This window comes from Shewanella sp. FJAT-51649, from assembly GCF_019457435.1.
Taxonomy (GTDB): Bacteria; Pseudomonadota; Gammaproteobacteria; order Enterobacterales; family Shewanellaceae; genus Shewanella; species Shewanella mangrovisoli.
Window position 1 is genome coordinate 588978 of record NZ_CP080411.1, and the last position, 22512, is coordinate 611489.

Annotated in this window: 18 protein-coding genes and 1 pseudogene; 15 read left to right on the forward strand and 4 right to left on the reverse strand. The window is 49.4% G+C overall.

Going from position 1 to position 22512, the window contains the following annotated elements:
* Nucleotides 1-51 precede the first annotated feature (51 nt).
* From K0H59_RS02610 to K0H59_RS02640, 7 genes are all read left to right on the forward strand, one after another.
* Complete coding sequence (locus tag K0H59_RS02610) at nt 52-417, forward strand: STAS/SEC14 domain-containing protein (RefSeq protein ID WP_011621315.1); 366 nt, start codon at nt 52-54, stop codon at nt 415-417.
* Nucleotides 418-453: 36 nt separating this feature from the next.
* Nucleotides 454-657, forward strand: coding sequence for a DUF3012 domain-containing protein (locus K0H59_RS02615; RefSeq protein WP_011621316.1), 204 nt, complete (start codon nt 454-456; stop codon nt 655-657).
* Nucleotides 658-820: 163 nt separating this feature from the next.
* A complete protein-coding gene (locus tag K0H59_RS02620; RefSeq protein ID WP_220055545.1) occupies nt 821-1270 on the forward strand; it encodes a hypothetical protein in 450 nt (149 codons plus the stop codon).
* 215 nt (nt 1271-1485) lie between these two features.
* Entirely contained in the window at nt 1486-2856 is a 1371-nt protein-coding gene (locus K0H59_RS02625; protein ID WP_220054580.1) for a TolC family protein, read from the forward strand.
* A gap of 15 nt (nt 2857-2871) precedes the next feature.
* Nucleotides 2872-4155, forward strand: coding sequence for an efflux RND transporter periplasmic adaptor subunit (locus tag K0H59_RS02630; protein ID WP_220054581.1), 1284 nt, complete (start codon nt 2872-2874; stop codon nt 4153-4155).
* A gap of 77 nt (nt 4156-4232) precedes the next feature.
* The gene (locus tag K0H59_RS02635; protein ID WP_220054582.1) at nt 4233-7445 is read left to right on the forward strand and encodes an efflux RND transporter permease subunit; all 3213 of its coding nucleotides are present in this window, start codon (nt 4233-4235) and stop codon (nt 7443-7445) included.
* 129 nt (nt 7446-7574) lie between these two features.
* Nucleotides 7575-7898 (forward strand): antibiotic biosynthesis monooxygenase, encoded by a 324-nt coding sequence (locus K0H59_RS02640; protein WP_011627310.1) that lies wholly within the window; start codon nt 7575-7577, stop codon nt 7896-7898.
* An 83-nt stretch (nt 7899-7981) separates the two neighbouring features.
* Here the strand turns inward: K0H59_RS02640 and mscL are convergent, their stop codons facing one another.
* Entirely contained in the window at nt 7982-8392 is a 411-nt protein-coding gene (gene mscL / locus K0H59_RS02645) for a large-conductance mechanosensitive channel protein MscL (RefSeq protein WP_011715722.1), read from the reverse strand.
* Between the two features lie 184 nt (nt 8393-8576).
* Nucleotides 8577-9530, reverse strand: coding sequence for a LysR family transcriptional regulator (locus tag K0H59_RS02650; RefSeq protein WP_011621324.1), 954 nt, complete (start codon nt 9528-9530; stop codon nt 8577-8579).
* Nucleotides 9531-9627: 97 nt separating this feature from the next.
* On the opposite strand from K0H59_RS02650, the gene K0H59_RS02655 reads away from it, so the two are divergent.
* The 6 genes from K0H59_RS02655 (at nt 9628) to K0H59_RS02680 (ending at nt 16935) form a co-directional block, all read left to right on the forward strand.
* Nucleotides 9628-10683 (forward strand): HlyD family secretion protein, encoded by a 1056-nt coding sequence (locus K0H59_RS02655; protein WP_220054583.1) that lies wholly within the window; start codon nt 9628-9630, stop codon nt 10681-10683.
* Between the two features lie 13 nt (nt 10684-10696).
* Nucleotides 10697-12304, forward strand: coding sequence for a DHA2 family efflux MFS transporter permease subunit (locus tag K0H59_RS02660; RefSeq protein ID WP_220054584.1), 1608 nt, complete (start codon nt 10697-10699; stop codon nt 12302-12304).
* A 127-nt stretch (nt 12305-12431) separates the two neighbouring features.
* The gene (locus tag K0H59_RS02665) at nt 12432-12905 is read left to right on the forward strand and encodes a GNAT family N-acetyltransferase (RefSeq protein ID WP_220054585.1); all 474 of its coding nucleotides are present in this window, start codon (nt 12432-12434) and stop codon (nt 12903-12905) included.
* 43 nt (nt 12906-12948) lie between these two features.
* Complete coding sequence (locus K0H59_RS02670; RefSeq protein WP_011715727.1) at nt 12949-13275, forward strand: putative quinol monooxygenase; 327 nt, start codon at nt 12949-12951, stop codon at nt 13273-13275.
* A 431-nt stretch (nt 13276-13706) separates the two neighbouring features.
* Nucleotides 13707-15020 (forward strand): sigma-54 dependent transcriptional regulator, encoded by a 1314-nt coding sequence (locus K0H59_RS02675; protein ID WP_254915784.1) that lies wholly within the window; start codon nt 13707-13709, stop codon nt 15018-15020.
* A 199-nt stretch (nt 15021-15219) separates the two neighbouring features.
* Nucleotides 15220-16935 carry a hypothetical protein gene (locus K0H59_RS02680; RefSeq protein WP_088211832.1) on the forward strand — a complete coding sequence of 572 codons (1716 nt, stop codon included), beginning with the start codon at nt 15220-15222 and terminating at the stop codon, nt 16933-16935.
* Between the two features lie 60 nt (nt 16936-16995).
* Here the strand turns inward: K0H59_RS02680 and K0H59_RS02685 are convergent, their stop codons facing one another.
* Complete coding sequence (locus tag K0H59_RS02685) at nt 16996-18957, reverse strand: Ig-like domain-containing protein (RefSeq protein ID WP_220054586.1); 1962 nt, start codon at nt 18955-18957, stop codon at nt 16996-16998.
* Nucleotides 18958-19533: 576 nt separating this feature from the next.
* Here K0H59_RS02685 and K0H59_RS21365 point away from each other — a divergent pair.
* Nucleotides 19534-19650: pseudogene (locus K0H59_RS21365) on the forward strand (radical SAM protein); the annotation flags it as partial.
* 66 nt (nt 19651-19716) lie between these two features.
* Here the strand turns inward: K0H59_RS21365 and K0H59_RS02690 are convergent.
* On the reverse strand, nt 19717-21825 hold the full coding sequence (locus K0H59_RS02690; protein WP_220054587.1) for a TonB-dependent siderophore receptor: 2109 nt from the start codon (nt 21823-21825) through the stop codon (nt 19717-19719).
* Nucleotides 21826-22133: 308 nt separating this feature from the next.
* On the opposite strand from K0H59_RS02690, the gene K0H59_RS02695 reads away from it, so the two are divergent.
* A complete protein-coding gene (locus K0H59_RS02695; RefSeq protein WP_011715734.1) occupies nt 22134-22478 on the forward strand; it encodes a metalloregulator ArsR/SmtB family transcription factor in 345 nt (114 codons plus the stop codon).
* Nucleotides 22479-22512: the final 34 nt, after the last annotated feature.

Consider the following 22512-nt stretch of genomic DNA (forward strand, 5'->3'; position numbering starts at 1 on the left):
CAGGCGTGTTTGCCCGTTTGCAAAATAGTGTTCTCGTTTCGGAGTGCCTTTATGTTATGCCAAATCCCCGATATTGCTAAGGGTGTTATCAGTCTTTTCGCCAGTGGTCGACTCTCATCAACCGATTATCGTACCCGTTTACAGCCGGCCATTAAGAGTTACCGCAAGGATTGGGGACAAGTTTGCCTATATATCGAGGCGGACGTCTTACTCGAAGGCTGGGAATTTGAGTCGCTAACGGGCAGCGGCGAAGTCCAACTCCCTAATTTTGAAGCCTTAGTATTTGTTGGTGGCCCAGATTGGGTGGGTAACGCAGTGCGTTTACTCGGCCCCTTTATGCAGGGCGAAGTGGCTTGGTTCCCCTTAGAACAAAAAGCTAAAGCCATCGACTGGATTGCGAAACGTTCAACTTTTTAACGGCCCATGGTGGGTATTACTTATAAGGAATTAACTATGTCTTTGTTGAAAACTATGACTGCCAAACCGACCGCTAAATTAGGCGCTATCGCCTTAGTGTTGGCCTTTACCGCAGGCTTAAGTGCCTGTGCGCCAGAAGTGGGCAGTGAAGCTTGGTGTAAGCAAATGAAGGATAAACCTTCTGGTGATTGGACGGCGAACGAAGCCGCCGATTACGCAAAACACTGCGTGTTTAAATAAGCTTTTCAAGCTAGTAGCGTCACAGCTTGGCTTCTTTTTAGTTGCAAGCTGTGAACTTATGCTTAGAATCCCTGTCTGAAGTTGCACAAGCTATTGCTTAACAACCTACTGAATTGTCCAAAGGTGATATTTGATTTCGACCGCCAAGCCATTCTTTAGCCGAATGGTCACCCTACTGATAGCCATTATCGTGCTGCAATTTGCGGGCGCGAATTTGGGTGCGCATCAGTTACATGCGGGTAATGGTGCTGAAGAAGCCGAGAATCATCCCCATCTCCAATTTAGTGCTCCCGTGACCACCTTGGCCGAATGTGTGGATTGTGTGTGTCCCAATGAGCAGACACTCGGATTCAGTGCCGAGGCGTTTGGCGAAACGGCACTTAAGTCGGGCATAGCAACGGCGAGCGTGAGTGGCCACTCACACTTAGTGCAAACCACTGAAATTCAAGATTTTGACCTTTGCCTTGATTGCCAATGTCACGGCGGTCATGTGGCGTTGTTATCCCATACCGAGAACCAAACGACTGTCGCGTTTGATATGGCCTATGTGCCGGCTGATTTAGCTTATTTCTCGGCAGATCAATTACCTAAGTACCGCCCTCCCATCGCTTAACCTTCAATATTTGCTTATCGCGTATCGCAGCGTTTTTGTGCGTCGCCATAAGCCCTTTATTTATCCCCACAGCATCGATAATGGGTCTAAAACGCCCATGGCTCGCGCTAGCGCTTTGAGCTTATTCGATATTTAACGCCTTTGGGGAGTGTTCGATTGGTATCCGTATGCCTATGGCGTGGGCCAATCAATATTAGATATTGTTAGGAATTGCGATGAATAAAACCATTATCGCCCAGACCTTGTTTGGCCTGTTTAGCACACTCGTGCTCGTTGGCGGACAGGTTCACTCTGCTGTTGCAGCAACCTCAAGCCTTGAAGTGAGCGAGCTAAATGCTGAAGGCACTTTATTAGCGCAAGGCGAGCTATTAACCGAAGAAACTCAAGCTTCCCTCAAGCAGTGGATGCCAGAGTTACTCAAGCAAATTAATCAGTTACCCGAAGTGCAGGCGCAAATTGCTAGGCAGCAACAGGCTGAGCTCGCCATTGCGGCAGCGGATCGCGCTATCTATAACCCAGAGCTTGGACTCAATTATCAAAATGCCGACACAGATACCTACAGTCTAGGGCTGAGTCAAACCCTAGATTGGGGCGATAAGCGCGGCGTGGCGACTCGCCTTGCTCAGCTCGAGGCGCAAATCCTGTTAGCGGATATACAGCTAGAGCGCAGTCAGATGTTGGCCGAGCGGCTATTGGCACTGGCCGAGCAGGCGCAAAGCAATAAGGCGCTGACCTTCGCCGAGCAGCAATTAAGGTTTACGCAGGCACAGCTCAATATTGCCGAGCAGCGCTTTGCTGCGGGGGATTTATCCGATGTTGAGTTGCAACTGCTAAAGCTCGAACTGGCGAGTAACACCGCCGACTATGCGCTGGCCGAGCAAGCGGCGTTAGTGGCCGATGGCAAAGTCATCGAATTACTCGGCGTCGATAAGCTGGGATTTAGGGAGTTTATCCCCGAAATTGGCCAATGGGTGTCGCAATTGACCCCGAAAGTGGATTTACCCGCATTGACCAGTGCCCATCAACAGGTGTTGTTGGCCAAGGCTAATGCCATGAAGGTTAAGGCGGACACGGCGGCCGATCCCACCATCAACCTCGGTGTTGAAAAGGAAGGCGATGACAACAAGTTTGGCGTCGGCGTGGCCATCCCTTTGCAGGTGCGGAATAACTACAGTGAGTTACAGGCGGTTGCCGATAAAGGCATCGCTATCGCGGAGCAGAACTACTTAGCCCGTGAGCGAGTACTTACTGCCAAACAGGCACAATTTACCCATGCCTTACCCCGTTTACTGGCGCGCTACCAAGATTGGCGCGAGCGAGTCGCAGCCTCGGGGAGTAAAGCCGCTAAATCCTTAAGTGAGCAGTGGCGTTCGGGTGATGTGAGTACTAGCGAGTATTTGCAGAGTCGGCGCCAGCTCGCGGCCAGTTATTTGGTCGGTTTAAACCTCGAAACGGCAATTTATCAGAGTTGGTTAACTTGGATGGGGGACAGCGGTCAGCTGCTGCCCATGATTGACACCTTAGCCGACACATCCGTCGGCAAATCAACATCCATTTCTTCCATACACGCCGTGCCAGCAAAGTAATCGTGAGGTAATACTATGAATTCATTTACTCAAAAATCGTCTTTCCAAACTTTGGGCACAGTGTCTGCTGCGGGCTTAAGGTCGTTATTTACTCCTTCCCGCTTAGCATTGGCCTTGATGCTGACCTTCTTAACCCTGACGACGCCGACCTTCGCGGGTGAAGGCCATGATCACGACGCTGAAAAGGTTACCAATAAGGCAGAAAAAAGTGCTTCAGCGACTGAAGATGACCATGGTGAGCAGGCACTCACTTTTACGCCTGCGCAGTTGGAACTCGCAGGCGTGCGCCTGTTGCCCTTGAGCAGCGATAGTTTAAGTTTTAGCAATCTCAACCTCGATACTATGGCGACCGCCACTCTAGTGGTTGATCGTGATAGAACCGCGACCTTAGCGCCGCAGCTGGATGTGCGGGTGCAGGCGCGCCATGTGGTGCCCGGCCAAGAGGTGAAAAAAGGTGAGCCCTTACTGACCTTAGGCGGCGCAGAAGTCGCCAAGGCGCAGGCGGAATATATTAATGCCGCTGCCGAGTGGAGTCGAGTGCGTCGTATGAGTGAGGGCGCGGTGAGCGTGAGCCGCAGAATGCAGGCGCAGGTCGATGCCGAACTGAAGCGAGCGATTTTAGATGCGATCAAAATGACCCCTGAACAGATTCGTACCTTAGAGTCGACCCCTGAAGCTATCGGCAGCTATCAACTTTTAGCGCCTATCGATGGCCGTGTGCAGCAGGATATCGCCATGCTAGGCCAAGTGTTCACCGCTGGCACACCATTAATGCAATTAACCGATGAATCGCACCTTTGGGTCGAAGCGCAATTAACTCCGGCGCAGGCGGCCAATGTGAATGTCGGCGGCCCGGCGTTGGTGCAAGTGGGGGATAAAACGCTGGCGGGCAAGATTATTGGCCGCTCCCATGAGCTGGATAGTGTGACCCGTACCGAGCAGATTTTAGTCAGCATGCCAAACCCTGAGCATGTGTTGCACGCGGGGCAATTTGCCGAGCTGTATTTTGCCGATGCGCCTAAGGGTGGCGACTTATCATCAGGCTTATCTGCTGGAATCGTCTTGCCCGATGCGGTGCTTACCCGCAGTGGGGATGGTGATTGGCAGATCTTTATTCAAGACGAAGATGGTTTCGAAGCCATTGAGGTGGAGCTAGTACAGCGTCAGCGCGGCTTAAGCCTAGTGCGCGGCGACAAGTTGGATAAGGCGCGACAGGCACAACTAAAAGTGGTAGTGGGAGGCGCATTTTTCTTGGCGTCGGAGCTGGCCAAAGCTGGCTTTGATATTCATGCCCACTAATGCCGATGAGTCGAACCTTCTCAAGCCCTCTTTTTACGCCTTTTTAAAGGCTTAGGGCGAATGCGCGAGGAATTTTTATGTTGCAAAAAGCAATCGAAGCCGCGATTAAAAATCGGCTATTAGTAGTGCTGGCACTGCTTGCTGTGGTGGCCGCCAGTGTGGCCATGTTGCCCAAACTGAATTTGGATGCCTTTCCCGATGTCACCAACGTACAGGTGACCATCAATACCGCGGCCGAGGGCTTGGCCGCCGAAGAGGTGGAAAAGCTCATCAGTTATCCGGTCGAATCGGCCATGTATGCCTTGCCGGCGGTGACTGAGGTGCGCTCACTTTCGCGTACTGGCTTGTCCATCGTGACCGTGGTATTTGCCGAGGGCACGGATATTTACTTTGCTCGCCAGCAAGTGTTTGAGCAGTTACAGGCGGCGCGGGAGATGATCCCAAGCGGAGTGGGGGTGCCAGAAATTGGCCCTAACACTTCAGGTTTAGGGCAGATTTATCAGTACATTCTGCGGGCCGACCCTAGCTCGGGTATTAATGCCGCCGAGCTGCGAAGCCTTAACGATTACCTCGTCAAACTGATCATGATGCCCGTGGGCGGCGTGACCGATGTTTTATCCTTTGGCGGCGAGGTGCGTCAGTATCAAGTACAGGTCGACCCTAACAAGTTGCGAGCCTATGGTTTGTCGATGGCTCAGGTGAGCGAGGCACTTGAGAGCAATAACCGCAACGCCGGTGGTTGGTTTATGGACCAAGGTCAGGAGCAATTGGTGGTGCGGGGTTATGGCATGTTACCCGCGGGTGAAGCTGGGCTTGCCGCAATTGCCCAAATTCCGCTGACTGAAGTGCGTGGCACGCCAGTGCGAGTGGGCGACATTGCTCAGGTCGATTTTGGCAGTGAGATCCGTGTTGGGGCCGTGACTATGACGCGCCGCGATGAGGCGGGTCAGGCGCAAGACTTGGGCGAAGTGGTGGCGGGCGTGGTGCTTAAGCGCATGGGCGCCAACACTAAGGCGACGATTGATGATATCGATGCGCGGATTAATCTGATTGAGCAGGCGCTACCTAAGGGTGTGTCTTTCGAAGTGTTTTACGACCAAGCGGACTTAGTAGATAAAGCCGTTACCACAGTGCGAGATGCACTGCTGATGGCCTTTGTGTTTATCGTGGTGATCTTGGCGCTGTTCCTTGTGAATATCCGCGCCACCCTGTTGGTGCTGCTGTCTATCCCAGTATCCATTGGTTTGGCGCTGATGGTGATGTCTTACTATGGCCTGTCTGCCAACTTGATGTCCCTCGGCGGGTTAGCGGTGGCCATTGGGATGTTGGTCGATGGTTCTGTGGTGATGGTTGAGAATATTTTCAAACATTTAACTCAGCCAGATCGCCGTCATTTAGCCCAGGCGAGAAGCCGCGCGGATGGCGAAGTCGACCCATACCATGGCGATGAGGATGGTAGTATCCGCGCCGTTGAGGCGGATAACAGCATGGCTGTACGCATCATGCTGGCGGCGAAAGAGGTGTGCAGTCCGATCTTCTTCGCGACCGCCATCATCATTGTGGTGTTTGCGCCGCTATTTGCGCTAGAAGGGGTTGAGGGCAAGTTGTTCCAACCTATGGCGGTCAGCATTATTTTGGCGATGATTTCCGCCTTACTGGTGGCCTTGATTGCCGTGCCGGCACTGGCGGTTTATCTGTTTAAGCGTGGCGTTGTGCTTAAGGAGAGCGTCGTCTTAGCACCTTTGGACTCGGCCTATCGCAAGCTGCTGAGTGCAACCCTTGCTCGGCCAAAGTTGGTGATGATCAGCGCGTTGCTGATGTTTGCAATGAGTATGGTTTTGCTGCCAAGGCTGGGGACCGAGTTTGTGCCCGAGCTAGAGGAAGGCACCATTAACCTGAGGGTGACGCTGGCACCGACCGCGAGCCTTGGCACTTCCTTAGATGTGGCGCCAAAGCTTGAGGCCATGCTGCTGGAATTCCCCGAGGTGGAATATGCCTTGAGCCGTATCGGTGCGCCCGAATTAGGCGGCGATCCTGAGCCTGTCAGCAATATCGAAGTCTATATCGGCCTTAAACCCATCGAAGAATGGCAATCGGCTAGCTCGCGTTTGGAGCTGCAACGGCTAATGGAGGAAAAGCTCAGTGTCTTCCCAGGACTGCTACTCACCTTCTCACAACCGATTGCGACGCGGGTCGATGAGCTGCTCTCTGGGGTAAAGGCACAGTTGGCGATTAAACTTTTTGGCCCCGATTTAGACGTCTTATCTGAAAAGGGTCAAGTGCTCACCGATCTGGTGGCAAAAATCCCCGGCGCTGTGGATGTGTCACTCGAGCAGGTGAGTGGTGAGGCGCAGCTTGTAGTGCGGCCAGACCGCGCACAACTTGCCCGCTATGGCATCAGTGTCGATCAAGTGATGTCGCTAGTTAGCCAAGGGATTGGTGGCGCGAGTGCTGGACAGGTGATCGACGGTAATGCTAGATACGACATTAATTTGCGCCTCGCTGCCGAGTATCGCAGCAGCCCGGATGTGATTAAGGATTTACTCCTTAGCGGCAGCAATGGCGCAACTGTACGTTTAGGCGAGGTTGCCAGTGTTGAGGTGGAAATGGCGCCGCCGAATATTCGCCGTGATGATGTGCAGCGCCGCGTGGTGGTGCAAGCCAACGTGGCGGGGCGGGACATGGGATCTGTGGTCAAAGATATCTATGCGCTAGTGCCTCAGGCCGATTTGCCCGCGGGATATACAGTGATAGTGGGCGGTCAGTATGAAAATCAGCAGAGGGCACAACAAAAGCTGATGTTGGTGGTGCCTATCTCTATCGCTTTGATTGCTTTGCTGTTGTACTTCTCCTTTGGCGCAGTGAAGCAGGTCTTATTGATCATGGCGAACGTTCCTCTGGCATTGATCGGCGGGATCGTGGCGCTATTTGTCAGCGGCACTTATCTGTCGGTGCCGAGCTCCATCGGTTTTATCACGCTGTTTGGGGTGGCGGTGCTCAATGGCGTGGTATTAGTGGACTCGATTAACCAGCGCAGGCAGAGCGGCGAGTCGCTCTATGACTCGGTTTACGAAGGCACAGTTGGCCGCTTACGCCCCGTACTGATGACGGCCTTGACCTCGGCCTTGGGCTTGATCCCCATCTTAGTGTCATCGGGTGTGGGCAGTGAAATCCAAAAGCCACTGGCGGTGGTGATTATCGGCGGGCTGTTTAGCTCTACGGCACTGACGTTATTGGTGTTGCCGACCCTGTATCGTTGGTTATATCGCCACGATAAGTCGTCAGCTTAGTGAGATGTAGAGCCTTGGCCTCATTTTGTGGCAAGGCTCAATGTTAAAGTTAAAAATCAGTGAGCTATCGCGTGCGATCTAGGCTAGGCTTAGCTCTGGTATTAAGGATTACTATCTTTGGAGAGCATTATGATCGCAGTCATTTTTGAAGTCGTGCCCACGAAAGAAGGCAAGGAAGAATATCTGCATGTGGCAGCCGAGATGCGCCAATATTTAGAAGGGCGTCAGGGGCTGATTTCAATTGAACGGTTTCAGAGCTTAACCGACGATGGCAAGGTGCTGAGTTTATCGTTTTGGGATGATATGGCCTCTATTACCCAATGGCGTAATCAAATGGCCCACAGCATTGCTGAGCAATCCGGCATTGTGCCTTGCTTATTTAACTCTTATCGCATCCGCGTTGCCGAAGTGGTGCAAGACTATAGTGAAACCGTGCACGACGTGCCCGAGTAAGCTAAGCACTTGAACAAAAACAAAACCCATCGAAGTCGATGGGTTTTTTATTACAATCAATCGGATAAGAAAATAGCGTTAGCTTACTTTTCTTGCTGCGCTTTAAGCAGATCGCGGATCTCAGATAACAGCTCTTGATCTTTGGTCGGCGCTGGTGGGGCTTTCGGCGCTTCTTCCTGTTTGCGTTTTAGGCTGTTAATGGCTTTTAAGCCCATAAAAATCGCGAAGGCGATAATGGTAAAGTCGATGATGGTTTGAATGAATTTACCGTAAGCAATCACTACCGCTGGCGCATCGCCCTGGGCGGCTTGCAACACTATGCTCAGATCGCTGAAATTCACGCCACCTAAGATGATCCCAATTGGCGGCATAATGATATCGGCCACAAAGGATGAGACTATCTTGCCAAAAGCGGCACCGATGATAATACCCACCGCCATATCGATCACATTGCCACGGGACGCAAAAGCCTTGAACTCTTTAATTAAGCTCATTAGGTTTCCTCCGAAATTAAAAATGAAATGTTAAATTTTATTGTGTTAACTGTATCAGGAAAACCTAAGGGTCTTTTGCTGCCTGTTACCTTGCCAAGCTTATAGGGGCTTAAGGATTAAGGCAATTCTGACATTCTGGATTTATCCTTCATCGGCTAATTTCAGCTCGGCAAGGTTACAATTGTTAAGTCGAACGAGGGTTATTGGGTTCTTGCTGGCCAATAAATTCCGGCACTTCTAATACCTGTGAACCCCAGCGTTTGAACAGGGCGGTATAAATAAACTCGATAAAGACACGGTATTTGCGCGGCAAATACGCCCGTTTGGGATAACTGAGCACCACTTTGGTTTGCACCATCGGGTAATCGTCGAGGAGTGGCACTAAATAGCCTTTCTCTATCGCCTCCTGCGCAATAATCGACGGCACGGCCGTAATGCCAAGCCCCGCAATGGCGGCTTCGCGGGCAATAGTGACATTGTTTACCGTGAGTTGGGTTACCGGTTCAATCACCACCCAAGACTGGCCATCAAACAGCTTCCACGCACCTTCGATATGCGCCGACTGTAAGCGAATCGCTTTATGCTTGGCTAAGTCCTGCGGCACTTTTGGCGTGCCATGTTCGGCTAAATAACTTGGGCTTGCCATCAAGGATTTGTAGGCGTTAACTAAGGAATAACTCTGCAAACGAGTATCGCTCGAGTCGGCGATTTGGAATAACAAATCGATACCTTCTTCTATCACATCCACCTTGCGGTTAGTGAGCTCAGCCTCAATGGTGATATCGGGATAAAGGGTTAAAAACTGGGCGAAGATAGGCCCGAGGAACAATTGGCCTAATTCGATGGGGCACACTATTTTTAGGTTGCCTTTAATCAATTGCTGATGGGCGCTGAGTTGGTTTTCTGCGCTCTGCAGATCGCTCAAGATCTTATTGATCCGATTGTAGTAACTCGATCCCGCCTCGGTGAGTTTGAGGGCGCGGGTCGTTCGGAATAACAATTGGGTGCCTGTATCTGACTCCAGTTCGGCAATCTTGCGGCTGACAGTGGCCTTAGTTAAACCAAGGGCCTTAGCGGCGCCAGTAAAGCTACCTTGCTCGACGACTTGGGCAAATATCTGCACACGATTGAGATCCATGATTGTTACACCTGTGAAACAGTGGGTTGATTTTTAGCTATCTAATAAACGTGATGAGACAGTAGTACACTAGCACTCACTAATCAAGGAGTAATTCATGTCCAAAAGTAAACTCATCATCGCCGTTCCACTATTGCTCGCCGCCGTTGCGGGTGGCGGTTATTACTGGTGGACGCAAGTACGTTTTATCGAAACCACTGACAACGCCTATGTCGAGGCCGATATCTCCCATGTGAGCGTGAAAGTACCGGGTTATGTGGTGTTATCCGATGTGACCGATAACCAACATGTGCGCAAGGGCGAGTTATTGGCGCAACTTGAAGATAACCAGTTTAGCGCCAAAGTCAGCCAAGCCGAGGCGTCACTCGCCAGTGCTAAGGCCGATCTGCAAACCTTAGCCGCTAAGGTGGAATTGCAGCACGCGTTGATCAGTCAAGCGAGTGCGGGCGTGGTTGCGGCGCAGGCCGACAAACTGCGTGCCGAGCAACAGTTAACTCGTGCTAAAAAGTTAAAAGTCAGCAACTACAGCTCACAGGACGATGTCGACCAATTACAGGCTGGTTTTGATTCTGCCGCAGCAGGGCTAGATGAAGCCAAAGCACTGTTAGTGGCTAAAGAGCGTGAGCTCGCCGTGTTTAATGCCCAGCTGAATCAGGCTGGTTCAGTGGTTGAACAGTCGAATGCGGCATTGGAGCTGGCTAAAATTCAGCTTAATGATACCCGCGTGACCGCGCCTTTTTCTGGGGTGATTGGTAAACGCGGCGCCATGGTGGGGCAATATGTGCAGCCCGGCCAGGCACTCTACAGTTTGGTTCCGGATGGGGCTGTGTGGATCACGGCGAACTTTAAAGAAACCCAAATCCAACATATGCAACCTGGGCAGTCGGTGCAGGTCAGTCTCGATGCGTTTCCCGACAAAACCTTTACAGGTGTTATCGATAGTCTGTCACCGGCGTCCGGAGCCAAATTTAGTCTGCTGCCCGCCGAAAATGCCACGGGTAACTTCACGAAAATCGTGCAACGTATCCCTGTGCGGATCCGTTTAGATCTCTCCGAAGAAGAGGCGCGTGTCGTCCCCGGTTTAAGTGCTGTGGTCAAGGTCGATACTGCGTCGCATCCGACGACAGCCATCGCTGCTAACGTCGGTCGCTAAGTAGGTTGTTAACATGAGCACAATTGCAGCGGCACCTGAGGCTATAGTCGCGGGGGCTATACCGAGCGAATATGAGCGTGGTAGTCGCCGTTCGTGGATTGCCGTTTTCGGTGGTTTGATTGGCGCCTTTATGGCGATCCTCGATATTCAAATCACCAATGCCTCGATGAAGGAAATCCAAGGTAGCCTCGGCGCAACACTGGAGGAAGGCAGTTGGATTTCAACGGCTTATCTCGTTGCCGAGATGATTGCGATCCCGCTCTCGGGCTGGTTAAGCACAGGGCTTTCGGTCAGGCGTTATCTGCTGTGGACCACTGCTGCCTTTATCTTTGCCTCTATCCTGTGTTCGATTTCGTGGAACCTTGAGGCCATGATCGCCTTTCGGGCGTTGCAGGGCTTCTTTGGTGGAGCGTTGATCCCGCTGGCCTTTCGGCTGATCTTAGAATTTTTACCCGAGAATAAACGTGCAGTGGGGATGGCGTTATTCGGGGTGACGGCGACGTTTGCGCCCTCGATTGGCCCAACCCTAGGTGGTTGGTTAACTGAGCATTTTAGCTGGCATTACCTGTTTTATATCAACGTGCCGCCAGGCTTGCTGGTAATGGCGATGCTGGCTTATGGCCTCGAAAAGCGCCCTGTGGTGTGGGACAAACTGAAAAATGCCGACTTAGCCGGCATTGTCACCATGGCGCTGGGCATGGGCTGCCTCGAAGTGGTGCTTGAGGAAGGTAATCGTAAAGATTGGTTTGGCTCGGATTTGATCCGCAATCTCGCCATTATTGCCGCGGTGAATTTAGTGCTGTTTGTGTGGATCCAGCTTAAACGTAAAGATCCTTTAGTGAATTTACGCTTGCTCGGTAAACGCGACTTTGTGCTTTCGACCATAGCTTACTTTTTGCTGGGGATGGCACTCTTTGGTGCTATCTATTTGATCCCACTTTATTTGTCCCAAGTGCATGATTACACTCCGCTGGAAATTGGCGAAGTTATTATGTGGATGGGCTTCCCGCAGCTATTGGTATTGCCATTAGTGCCGCGGTTGATGCAACGTTTCGACGGGCGTTACTTAGCCGCCTTCGGCTTTTTTATGTTTGCCCTCAGTTATTACATGAATAGCCAAATGACCGCCGATTACGCCGGGCCGCAGATGATCGCCTCCCAAGTGGTGCGCGCCTTAGGCCAGCCCTTTATCTTAGTGCCCATTGGCATGTTGGCGACGGCCCATTTAAAGCCCCACGAGAATCCTTCGGCTTCGACCGTGCTGAACGTGATGCGTAACTTAGGTGGCGCCTTTGGTATCGCGCTGGTGGCGACCTTAACCGATAACTTGGCCCGCAGCCATTTGGCCCATGTGAAGGAGTCTCTGCCTGCGGTCAGCACGCAGGCGCAGGAGTATTTGAATCAGAGCGCCAGTATGTTGCAACAGGGCGGCTCGGATCCCTATACCGCCTCCATGCAGGCCAAGGCGCTATTAGGGCAAACCATGAGTCAGCAGGCCTATATTCAAGCCTATAACGATGTGTTTCTGATTATGGGTGCCCTGTTGTTAATTGCCGTGGTGGCTGTGCTGCTTATCCGTAAACCTCAAGGGCCTGTCGCCCACGATGCGGTTGTCGAATAAGACTGACTCATTTCGTTTTCGCAATGCGTAACCCTTGCGCCTTAATTCCCCCAGGATTAAGGCGCTTTTTTATGTGTAGACCTGTGATAGACTCGAGCTCTTTTCCGGTTGTACGCAGAGCCTTTTTATGTCGATACAAGATTCAGTCGAGTGGCAAAATCTTAAATTTAATCAATTAACTGCTAACACTTTGTATGACATTCTCAAACTGAGAGTCGATGTGTTTGTGGTTGAGCAAGCCTGTGCTTACCCAGAGCTTGACGATAAAGATAGGCACCCTGAAACCCAGCATTTTATTGGCCTATCGCCCGCTGGCGAGTTACTCACCTATGCCCGCATTTTACCTCCGGGGCTGAGTTATCCCGAGGCCAGTATTGGCCGAGTCGTTGTGTCATCTGCTGGACGAGGTAAAGGATTGGCTATGCCTTTGATGCAGCGGGCGATTGATGCCGCTCTTAGCACTTGGCCTGCTGCGGGGATCCAAATCGGTGCTCAGGATTATCTGAAAAGCTTCTACCAAAAACTCGGGTTTAGCGCCTGTTCCGAAATGTATTTGGAAGATGGCATTCCCCATATTGATATGCGCTACCAGCCTAAGTGAGCTTGTTTTAACTAGCTGAATTTAATCTTATTAAGGAAATCAAATGACTACTGTTACGGACTATAAAATCAATCAACAACAACTCGTTTGCGTCGCGAGCTTTTTAGCAAAAGAAGGTAAAACCGAGGCCTTGATTGCGGCGCTCGCTTCGCTGATCCCCGATACGCGCCGCGAAGCGGGCTGCATCCGTTATGAGCTCAACGTCAGCCGTGATGAGCCGCGCCGCGTGACCTTTGTGGAGAAGTTTGTCGATATCGCCGCGTTCGATGAGCACTGCGCTAAGGATGCCATTCAGCATTATTTCCATCAGGTGATGCCCGAGTTAGTCGAGTCTTTCCATGTGGAAACTTACCATCAAGTGATTGCTTAACTGACTGGTTAAGTCGCGTAGCGGCAGAGGCTTGCAGTAGCAAAAACCTTAATCTGTTGATTTATTCGAGGTGGATTTGATACTGCAAGCTCATCATAAGTGCTATGGGGAGGGCGTGATGGCTTAATCTCTATTCGATCAAAACTATTCACTGCAAAGTGTTAGCAGCGCGCAACAACTTGCATTATCGATTGTGTCATCGCGGTTTATTAATCCTTTCAATCCCATACTATGCTTTGTGCCTATCAAGTCGCTAAGCTTACTGCTTAACGTCAGCAATTACTGCGTTTAAGCCAGTTAACTCATGCTGGTCAGGTTTGTCGGGAGGCCATTGTCCTTCTAGACTTGATTAGTAATAGGCTCATCTCCCACCCCTTCCTATGGATGACATCGGTAAGCCTGCTCCCGCAAAAACACGTTGGAAACGGTGGTTGTTAGTACTCGACCCCGAGCAATGTCTGCCGGAGTGTAGTGAAGAACTGAAACAAGCGGCTTGGAACTGTGTAAAAGCAGTGTCGGCGGCCGAAGCTTTAGTATTGCTGCAAAAATATGAGTTGCGTGTCGCCATTGCGTTTATCAGCGACACTAACCAAACTGCGCTGGCGAAAGAAATTGCCATTATTCAAGCCGAATATCCCTCCTTGCATTGGATTGCCGTTACCGATAGCGCCTTGGAGCAGCATTGCAGCTGGCTCAGCGCCGCTAATTTTGTTGATTATTACCATCGTCCATTTGATTGGAATCGCTTTGCCGATACCCTTGGACACGCTTGGGGCATGGCGCAGCTGACGCCATCGAAAGGAGGGAAGGGGCCGGCAAAGGTTTTAACGACCATTAAGGGTGAACATCCCTTATTGCAGCAGCTGCGTCAGCGGCTGCATAAATTTAGTCAGTCGGATGAAACCGTATTACTGAGCGGTGAAACGGGCTCTGGCAAAGGACTATGTGCTAAAACTTTACATAGTTTATCTAAAAGGCACGAAGGGCCATTTATCACAGTAAATTGTGGCGCGCTGCCTACAGGGCTTATCCATTCCACCCTCTTTGGCCATGAGAAAGGTGCCTTTACCGACGCCGATAAACGGTATATCGGTCATTTAGAGCAGGCCCATGGTGGGACATTGTTTTTAGATGAAATTGCCGATCTCCCCTTAGACTTACAGGTCAACTTACTGCACTTTTTGGATGATAAACACATTATGCGAATTGGCGGTAATGCGCCCATAAAAGTGGATTGCCGTTTGTTATTTGCCTCCCATCAAGATTTAGAGGCCGCGATTGACGAAGGCCGCTTTCGTGATGATTTATATCACCGTATCAATGTGTTACGCCTGCATGTGCCAAGTTTGAGACAGTATAGTGATGAGGTCATGCTGCTCGCTGAACAATTCTTGTTAGAACATTCGGACAACTGTACTCAGTTTCATTTTAGTGACGACGCCCGCTGTGCGATGAAACACTACAATTGGCCGGGCAATGTGCGCGAGCTGCGTAACCGGATCCGCCGGGCTATGGTTTTAACCGATGACTGCATTATTACTGCGCAGTTGTTAGGGCTAGATTCACTCACGGCAAACCGTACCAGCCAAGATCTTGCGCGCTGCCGCGCAGAGCATGAGGCTGAAGTATTACTGAAAGCCATTAGCGATCATAAACATAATATTTCCGCCGCCGCCCGCTCCTTAAATATCTCCAGAGCGACCTTCTATCGACTCCTGAAAAAGTGTCAGATCAAGGTGCCTTAGTTCGTCTATTTATCCTGCGACAGTCTGCTTCACCGCTGTGACACATCTTATCCAGTCATCCATTTTAATTTCTTATATATCAATGTATTAAGTTTTGGCTTGTGGCTTGCTTAGTGCAGATGTTCACAATCCGGAATGCGCATATGCAGAGGTTGGTGGGTGCAGCGGGATTCCGTCCACAGGAAATGAGGAGAATGTTATGAAACTCAAATTATTGTTTCGTACCCTTCTACTTTGGGTCTGCACATTGATGGTATACGGTGTACAGGCTACGGTAGATAAGGTCGAGCTGGATGGTAATATTGTCAAGCAGACTACACTCGATGATTGGCAAACGATTAACTTAGGTAGCAGTACAGCGAATGTCACCACTGGAGTGATTGCCGACTTGCCACCACAAACGATTTTTTGGAAAGGGGGCTCGAAAGACACCTTAGATGTGACCGAATGGTGGTACAAAGACGGTGCCGTACCCGATAAGGATGACCTGCGCAATGGATATGCAGCTGCCTATTTTATTAATAACGGCAGTGGTAGTGATGACTTAGTGTTTTACTTTGGTGCAGAGCGTTATGCCAACAATGGTGACGCTATTATGGGATTTTGGTTCTTCCAAGATAAAGTCGGCCCAGGCCCAGGTAATAAGTTTACCGGACAACACCAAGAAAACGACTTATTTATCATCATGGAATACCCTCAGGACTCGAACTCTGTGCCCTTTGTACAAGTGATGCGCTGGGTGAATTCGGGTGGTGATGTCTCTGAACATTTGGAATTGCTCTATGCCTCTGGCGATGCCGGAGCCAAATGTTTATCCGCTGGTGATACTGGCGTAGCCTGTGCCATTACCAATGAAAACTCCGAACTTGCTGGCGTGGCCAATGGTTTGTGGCCCTATGAAAACAAAGCGGGCATACCTAACACTTATCCCTATGAATCCTTCTTTGAAGGTCGTTTGAATGTAACCCAAGCCTTCTTGGCGGCGGGTGTGAATGAGATCCCTTGTTTTAGCAGCTTCTTGATTGAAACCCGGTCGTCTCGTTCTGAAACCGCCCAATTGAAGGACTTTTTAGGCGGCGATTTCCCTCTCTGTAGTATTGCGATTGCGAAAACCTGTAGTGCGACAGAGCTGACCGGCAGTAATCAATTCCGTATCGATTACACCTTGCAACTCACTAATACCGGGGTTGGTAGCATTGGTGCCGGTGAAACGGTCACCATCAACGATACACCTAGCAACGGTAATGCATTTAGCATTAGCCAAGCCTTGAGCGCGTTTGCTAATGGTGCTGATGGTTGGGCTCCTAACGAAATGCTGACCTATACAGGGTATTACATCTCTGATGTGAATGGTGGTACTAACACTGTCGATGCCAGTGTGAGCTTTGGCTCTGCTAGCATTAGTGCCGATCCCTACACTGCAACCTGCGATTCGTTGGCGTTGAGTCCTATGTTGTCCATTGTGAAAAACTGTAGCGTTTCATTGGCAGAAAACAGCGGTTTGGTCGCTCTGCGAAAAGACTACGACATTACCGTCTGTAACACGGGGGATGCACCGTTGGATGTCTCTCTGACCGACTCTGTGGACAGTAGTTTAAATGCCACATTCAGTTTGGATTTTGCGAAACAGTGCTTGACCAACAACGATTGTGGCTCGGGTTATAGCTGCGATGGTAACAGCCTAATGTGTACCAATACGGCGGGTGAAGTGGAAGGTAACTTTGGGGGAAATGTTTGTGAGTTAACCCAAAGCCATTACTTCCCAAGCACATTACCTACAGGTGCCGACGGTACTTTGTCTAACACCGCAACGGCGAGGGCGACTTCTCCTGTGGTCGATACGGGCGATTTAGCGACAATTGGTAACTCGGATACCGCGAGCTGCGACTTGTGTCCATTACCCGTGCAAGAATAGTTAACTGAGTTGTGTATTAGCAAAAAGGGCCGTCATTACGGCCCTTTTTATTTGCTCATATTATCTATTTTTACCTTTGCCACCAGTACCTGTGCTGGTATCCGTCGTGCCGCCGCTTGTGGTGCTAGGGCTGATAGTGACAGTTGCGACTGCGGTCAGTTTGCCATCACTCACTGTGTAGCTAAAGCTATCACTGCCTTTAAAGCGCTTAGAGGGCACATAGGTCAGGGTATTGTTAGCGTTTACAGTTACTTTTCCATTCAGTCCTTGAGTGGTGCCACTGATAAACAGGCTGTCACCATCTAAATCGCTGTCATTGGCCAGCACATTCAATACCGTGCTGGCGCTGATATCGTTGAAATCATCATTCACAGCGAGTGGCGCAGTATTACTGGTTGCCGCAGTTAATAGTACGCTACCTGAACTCACCGCTTGCTGTGAGCTAGTTTGGTTGCTGCTAATCACTTTCCAAGTATTGCTACCGCTTGCTTGCAGCGCTTCTAACGACAGTGTCAGATGCAGATTGCTTTGTGGCGCAAGTGTCACACTGTTGCTTGCTAAGTTTGCGTATAAACCCGCATCGGCTTGGGTTGTCAGGCTGTAAGTGGTTTCTGGGCAGGCGCTACTGTCATTGTTGGTGAGCAGTAAATCGACTGAACCTTGTTGCCCCTGTTGCAATTGTGAGACAGCCGCTTGTACCGTCAAGCTGCTAGTACCACGGATACACTGAGCAGTACTGTTTTGCATGACTACATCTAAGGTGACAGAGGAAGCGTCTGATGCGACGACATCGATACGGACACCTTGTTGTTCGAAGGATTGTCCTGGAGCCAAGCTGATGTCATCCCAATCATAGCTGCTGCTGTTTGGTGTTGGGTCAAGCAAATAGCTGCTAGCGGCATTGTTGCTAGCGCCTTCGCGTAATCTTACGCCATTGAGCATAGCGGCAGCTTCGGTGGCCAATGAGCTATCAAAGCCGGTTGGCTGGCGATATTCAACATAGTAAAACAGCTCGTTACCTGAAGAATCTTGGCCATTGGGAATTTTTAACAGCAGGGGGAAGTTACCTTCAGCCTCGACGGGTGATAGGGTTACCCGAGAATCGGCTGTGACGGTTTTGATGCGATCGCCACTCAGCCAACCTAATTGCTCCTTATGGAATGCATTGAAATGCTTAGGTGTATTAGTACCACTCATTGCACTGAGATAGTCGCCATATTCAGTGATAGTGCATTGGCTGCTGTCAGCGGTGGTAACGGCACCACAATCCTTTTTATTGGCATGGAATAAGCCAAGGTTGTGCCCTAATTCATGGTTAATCGTGGATAACTGTACTCGTTTGATCCAACTACGCTTGCCTGCCACATTGGCCTTACCTGACCAAGTACACTTAGGGTGAGTCGGGATCAAGTACATGACATGGTCGTAATTATTGAGGTTAAAGCCACGGGCACTGAGTTCTTGGTCTGCGGCTAAGGCGACGGCGTCTGTGTTACATACAGAGACATCCACATCGACAGTAACTGGGCTGGTAGTGTCGCCCGAGAGGGAAACTGCGCCATAGGAGTTTTCTTCGTAGAAGGCCGAAGATTGATTAAACAACAGATCTTGGATCTCGGCTTCAGTCAGTTTTACGATCGGATTGATCGCAAAGTTGACTTCCGCCACTAATACGCTTCTGTTGCCACTGATAGGTGTGATGGCTGAGTTGACGGTTTGAGCCGAAGAAGTCGTTTCATTGGTTTGCAGTAAGCTGACGCTGCTATCACTCACCTGCAATTGTTTGCCATTAGCATGGCCAAACACACGGACGCTTTGACCGGGTTTTAACCAACGAGGTGTCGATGCTAAGGCTAAATTATGTACTTCGCCTTGTTTACCGTGGAGACGAAACGTTTCAATGGCATGCTCCGGGAAATCTTCCACCTCGAGGGACAACGTGCCTTCAAAAGGACGCATATCTGCAGCGAGGACAGTGTTGGTGAGCAGTAAACTGCTTAGCATCATGGCAGAGTATTTCATTGTTTATCTCTTCAGGTTTAGGGCAAAACGTGAAACTTATGGGCACTAACGTTCAATTAGGGGACATAAGTTCCATTTAACAAGGCAAACAGTTTTTGAGCTGTTTCGCGGGGGCATTCTAGGATAGAGAAAAATGAATGTATATAGGCTGAAACCCAGTAAAAATGAGGGTTTCAGCTGATATCGTTGAAATGAAAGAAATAAAATTGTTCAAAAAATATACTGGTTAAACCAGACTGAATTTTGACTGTTTTTCATTCATTTAGCAGTTAGTTTATTGTTGAAAATGTTTTTGGATACAGAAACAGCCAGTTATTGGTGTGAGTCAAATAAAAATGGCAATGTCTAAATTTTGACACCTGTTTTTTGTCACTCGCTAGCGATGTTTGGCTTTTGTCTTCATGGCATAGTGAAAGTGGCTATGGCCCAGTGCAGGGCAAGAGCTAAGAGGGATAAACTTTCGAGTCATTGCTGGCGCGTTACAAAAAAGTTCGTGCTGCAGGGATGAAGTCCTAGGTCATGCTCTTCAATAGCTGAGGTGGTGTTGCGCTGTTGCAGCAACACGCTTGTAGTGACCTTGTCTTAAATGGAGTATTAGATAAGGACAAGGCCAAATTACTGACACAGGTCAAACAGGCGATAAACGCGCCGCGCAGCATTCCCTTAAGACAGGAATGGCAGCGGGGTTTGTAATTGAGCCCGAGTAAAAAGCCCCTGGAAGATGCAGGGGCTTTTTTATTGGAAACGGATCAGCAGTGCTTAGAAATTATAACGAACGCTGACTTTGTAGCTGCGTGGCTCGCCAGGCATAGTCCACATCGATGAATAAGAGCTTTGATAGTAAACTTCGTCGAATAGGTTAGTGATATTAAATTGCAGACTAACATCCTGATTTAACGCGTAGGTGCTAAATAAATTCACTAAGGTATATGCCGGCAGTATGTAGTTTGGATCAATGGTTTCACCTAAGCGATTGCCCACATAAAGCAATGTCGCTCCCGCGGAGGCATCGGAACCAAACAATGAAGTATCATGTTTTAGCGTGAGATGACCATTGTGTTTTGGGATGTTGATTAAACGACTGCCTTCGGGAATGCTCACGCCCCAATCTGCGTTGAGAATATCGTTAGCAGTCTTGGCATCGGTATAGGCGTAGGATAGCAACAGCTGAGTATTGGCTGTTAGGTAGGCAGCCAAATCCAGCTCAATCCCTTGACTATCGGCTTTACCCAGTGCCGCTGAAAAACCTGAGTTCACAGGGTCTGCAGTTAGCACATTACTCTTTTCGGCGCGGAAGAGGGCGATAGAGCCTGTCAGGTTTTCTAACTCAAACTTAGTACCTAACTCATAGGATTTACTCTCTTCGGGTTCGAATGCGACACCGCGATAATCAGAACCTGTGTTAGGGCGAAAACCTTCAGAGTAACTGCCATAGAGGCTTAACCAAGGTTGCCATTCGTAAACGATACCAGCTCTTGGACTAAAGACATTTTGGGTTTGATTGGATTCTGTCTGATTTTTATGGTTTTCAATGCTTTGCTCGAAACTGTCAAAGCGGCCACCTAAGGTGAGCTTCCAATTTTCGCTGAGATCGAGTTGGTCCTGAAGATAGATCCCGTAGTTATCCTGAGTCTCTACTTGGTTGTAGAGCAGGGCGCCTTCGGGCGCAATTTGTCCATAAACTGGATTGTAAACATTGATGCTGTAAGTGGTATCGCCAGCTACTGGGCGGAAACGCTCCCAATATTTGTCGAAATGGAAGTGATAACCGTCTGCGCCAATGAGAAGGTGGTGGCTAATATCGCCGGTCTCGACTTTGCCGCTTAGCTCAACGCGGCCCGATAAGTCAGTTGAGGTGAAGTTACGGTAGTTATGTTGACGGCTGAGGGTTTCACCGTCGATGTTGAGCATTTGGCGACTTTTCACCAGCTCTGGATCGCTTGAGTAGCCTTCAAGTCCTGTGTCGCGGTAGCTAATACCCGATAACAAACTCCAGTTACCAAAGTCATGTTCTAAGGTAAATTGGTGGGCTAACAAATCTATTTGGGTTGCACCATCGCTGGCTTCACCTAGATATCTATCAATGGGTAAGGCTTTAATGTCGCCATCAATAGCCACAATCCCGCGGTCGAAGGGGACTTTTTGGTTTGCATATTCCAGTTCATAGCTTAGGCGCGTAGTATCGCTGGCTACCCAAAGCAAAGAGGGGGTTAAAATCCGTTTTTCCGAATCAACGGGATTGCGGAAACTGCCCTTATCTTCAATTGCACCATTAACCCTAAAGGCTAAATCATCGGTAATGGCGTTAGTATAATCCCCCTCAAGACGGTAATTATCCCAGCGACCAGCACTGGCTTGCAGATAGCCTTCTTGGAAGAGTTTAGGTTTTTTGGTGATGATATTTATGGTGCCGCCAGGTTCTGCACGGCCATAAAGAGCAGATCCTGGACCTTTCATAATCTCGATACTTTCTACGTTCGCAGTATCACGGGTACCACCAAAACCACGTCCCGCATCATAACCATTAACTAGATAACCCGAGGGGACGTTTTCATCGCCCACAAAGCCGCGCACGGCGAAACTATCCCACATACCACCAAAATTATTTTGACGATTGACTGAGCTCGATAAATCCAGCGCATCCATCAGCGTCGATATACCTGCATCGCTAATTTGCTCCATCGACAGGCTTTCTACCGCCTGTGGCTGAGCTTTCAGTGGCACATCCCCCCGAAATGGTTGGCGAATACCTTTGACTTCGAGGTGTTCGATATTGGGCGTGGATTCTTCGGCATAAACTGTTTGAGTAAGCACACTTAAGATGGCGATTTGAATAAGGGATACACGAAAAATGCCTTTAGTAGACATATGGATTGGCTCCGGAGTTTGGCAATTACCTAATGTTTTTATGATTACAGAGCTTTGGTTTGATGATGTGGTAGAGAAGAGAAAACAACATATTGCACCATAACTTTTAGCTTAGTACGGATTTTAATAGTAACTATTATCATTTGCAATTGATGGTTTTTATATCCATTTAGCTGATGTGATCTTGTTCAAACAATATCCTTCTTAAATTTAAATAGGCTATAGACAGAATTTATTTTGATTATGTATATATGTTTTTTCATATATACTTTATTCCATATGTAATCTGATCATTTTGGGAGCACTCGATGCAACCCGTCGCATTTTTTAAAGCCCTTGCCGATGAGACTCGGCTGAAATGTTTATTGCTTATTCAGCGGGAAGGGGAGCTATGCGTCTGTGAATTAATGGCCGCACTGTCGGAGATCCAACCTAAGATCTCGAGGCATTTAGCGCAGTTAAAAAAAGCAGGGATCTTAGTCGATAGGCGCCAAGGTCAATGGGTGTTTTATCAAATTAATCCAGAGCTTAATGCTTGGTGTCAGCAAGTGTTGGCGCAAAGTTGTGAGGCAAATAGCGCGTTTTTAGCTGAGAGTATGCAAAACCTGTGCAGCATGGGCGCTCGTCCGGAACGCGCGAAAGCTTGCTGTTAAATTAAGAGATGGATTCGATATTAGATAAGTAGAG

What these genes read in the sequence shown, in the direction of transcription:
- K0H59_RS02635 (WP_220054582.1), top strand. Translation starts at nt 4,233, where the DNA reads ATGTTGCAAAAAGCAATCGAAGCCGCGATTAAAAATCGGCTATTAGTA.
- K0H59_RS02655 (WP_220054583.1), top strand. Translation starts at nt 9,628, where the DNA reads ATGTCCAAAAGTAAACTCATCATCGCCGTTCCACTATTGCTCGCCGCC.
- K0H59_RS02680 (WP_088211832.1), top strand. Translation starts at nt 15,220, where the DNA reads ATGAAACTCAAATTATTGTTTCGTACCCTTCTACTTTGGGTCTGCACA.
- K0H59_RS02620 (WP_220055545.1), top strand. Translation starts at nt 821, where the DNA reads ATGGTCACCCTACTGATAGCCATTATCGTGCTGCAATTTGCGGGCGCG.
- K0H59_RS02665 (WP_220054585.1), top strand. Translation starts at nt 12,432, where the DNA reads ATGTCGATACAAGATTCAGTCGAGTGGCAAAATCTTAAATTTAATCAA.
- K0H59_RS02685 (WP_220054586.1), bottom strand. Translation starts at nt 18,957, where the DNA reads ATGAAATACTCTGCCATGATGCTAAGCAGTTTACTGCTCACCAACACT.
- K0H59_RS02625 (WP_220054580.1), top strand. Translation starts at nt 1,486, where the DNA reads ATGAATAAAACCATTATCGCCCAGACCTTGTTTGGCCTGTTTAGCACA.
- K0H59_RS02690 (WP_220054587.1), bottom strand. Translation starts at nt 21,825, where the DNA reads ATGTCTACTAAAGGCATTTTTCGTGTATCCCTTATTCAAATCGCCATC.
- K0H59_RS02610 (WP_011621315.1), top strand. Translation starts at nt 52, where the DNA reads ATGTTATGCCAAATCCCCGATATTGCTAAGGGTGTTATCAGTCTTTTC.
- mscL (WP_011715722.1), bottom strand. Translation starts at nt 8,392, where the DNA reads ATGAGCTTAATTAAAGAGTTCAAGGCTTTTGCGTCCCGTGGCAATGTG.
- K0H59_RS02630 (WP_220054581.1), top strand. Translation starts at nt 2,872, where the DNA reads ATGAATTCATTTACTCAAAAATCGTCTTTCCAAACTTTGGGCACAGTG.
- K0H59_RS02660 (WP_220054584.1), top strand. Translation starts at nt 10,697, where the DNA reads ATGAGCACAATTGCAGCGGCACCTGAGGCTATAGTCGCGGGGGCTATA.
- K0H59_RS02615 (WP_011621316.1), top strand. Translation starts at nt 454, where the DNA reads ATGTCTTTGTTGAAAACTATGACTGCCAAACCGACCGCTAAATTAGGC.
- K0H59_RS02650 (WP_011621324.1), bottom strand. Translation starts at nt 9,530, where the DNA reads ATGGATCTCAATCGTGTGCAGATATTTGCCCAAGTCGTCGAGCAAGGT.
- K0H59_RS02640 (WP_011627310.1), top strand. Translation starts at nt 7,575, where the DNA reads ATGATCGCAGTCATTTTTGAAGTCGTGCCCACGAAAGAAGGCAAGGAA.
- K0H59_RS02670 (WP_011715727.1), top strand. Translation starts at nt 12,949, where the DNA reads ATGACTACTGTTACGGACTATAAAATCAATCAACAACAACTCGTTTGC.
- K0H59_RS02695 (WP_011715734.1), top strand. Translation starts at nt 22,134, where the DNA reads ATGCAACCCGTCGCATTTTTTAAAGCCCTTGCCGATGAGACTCGGCTG.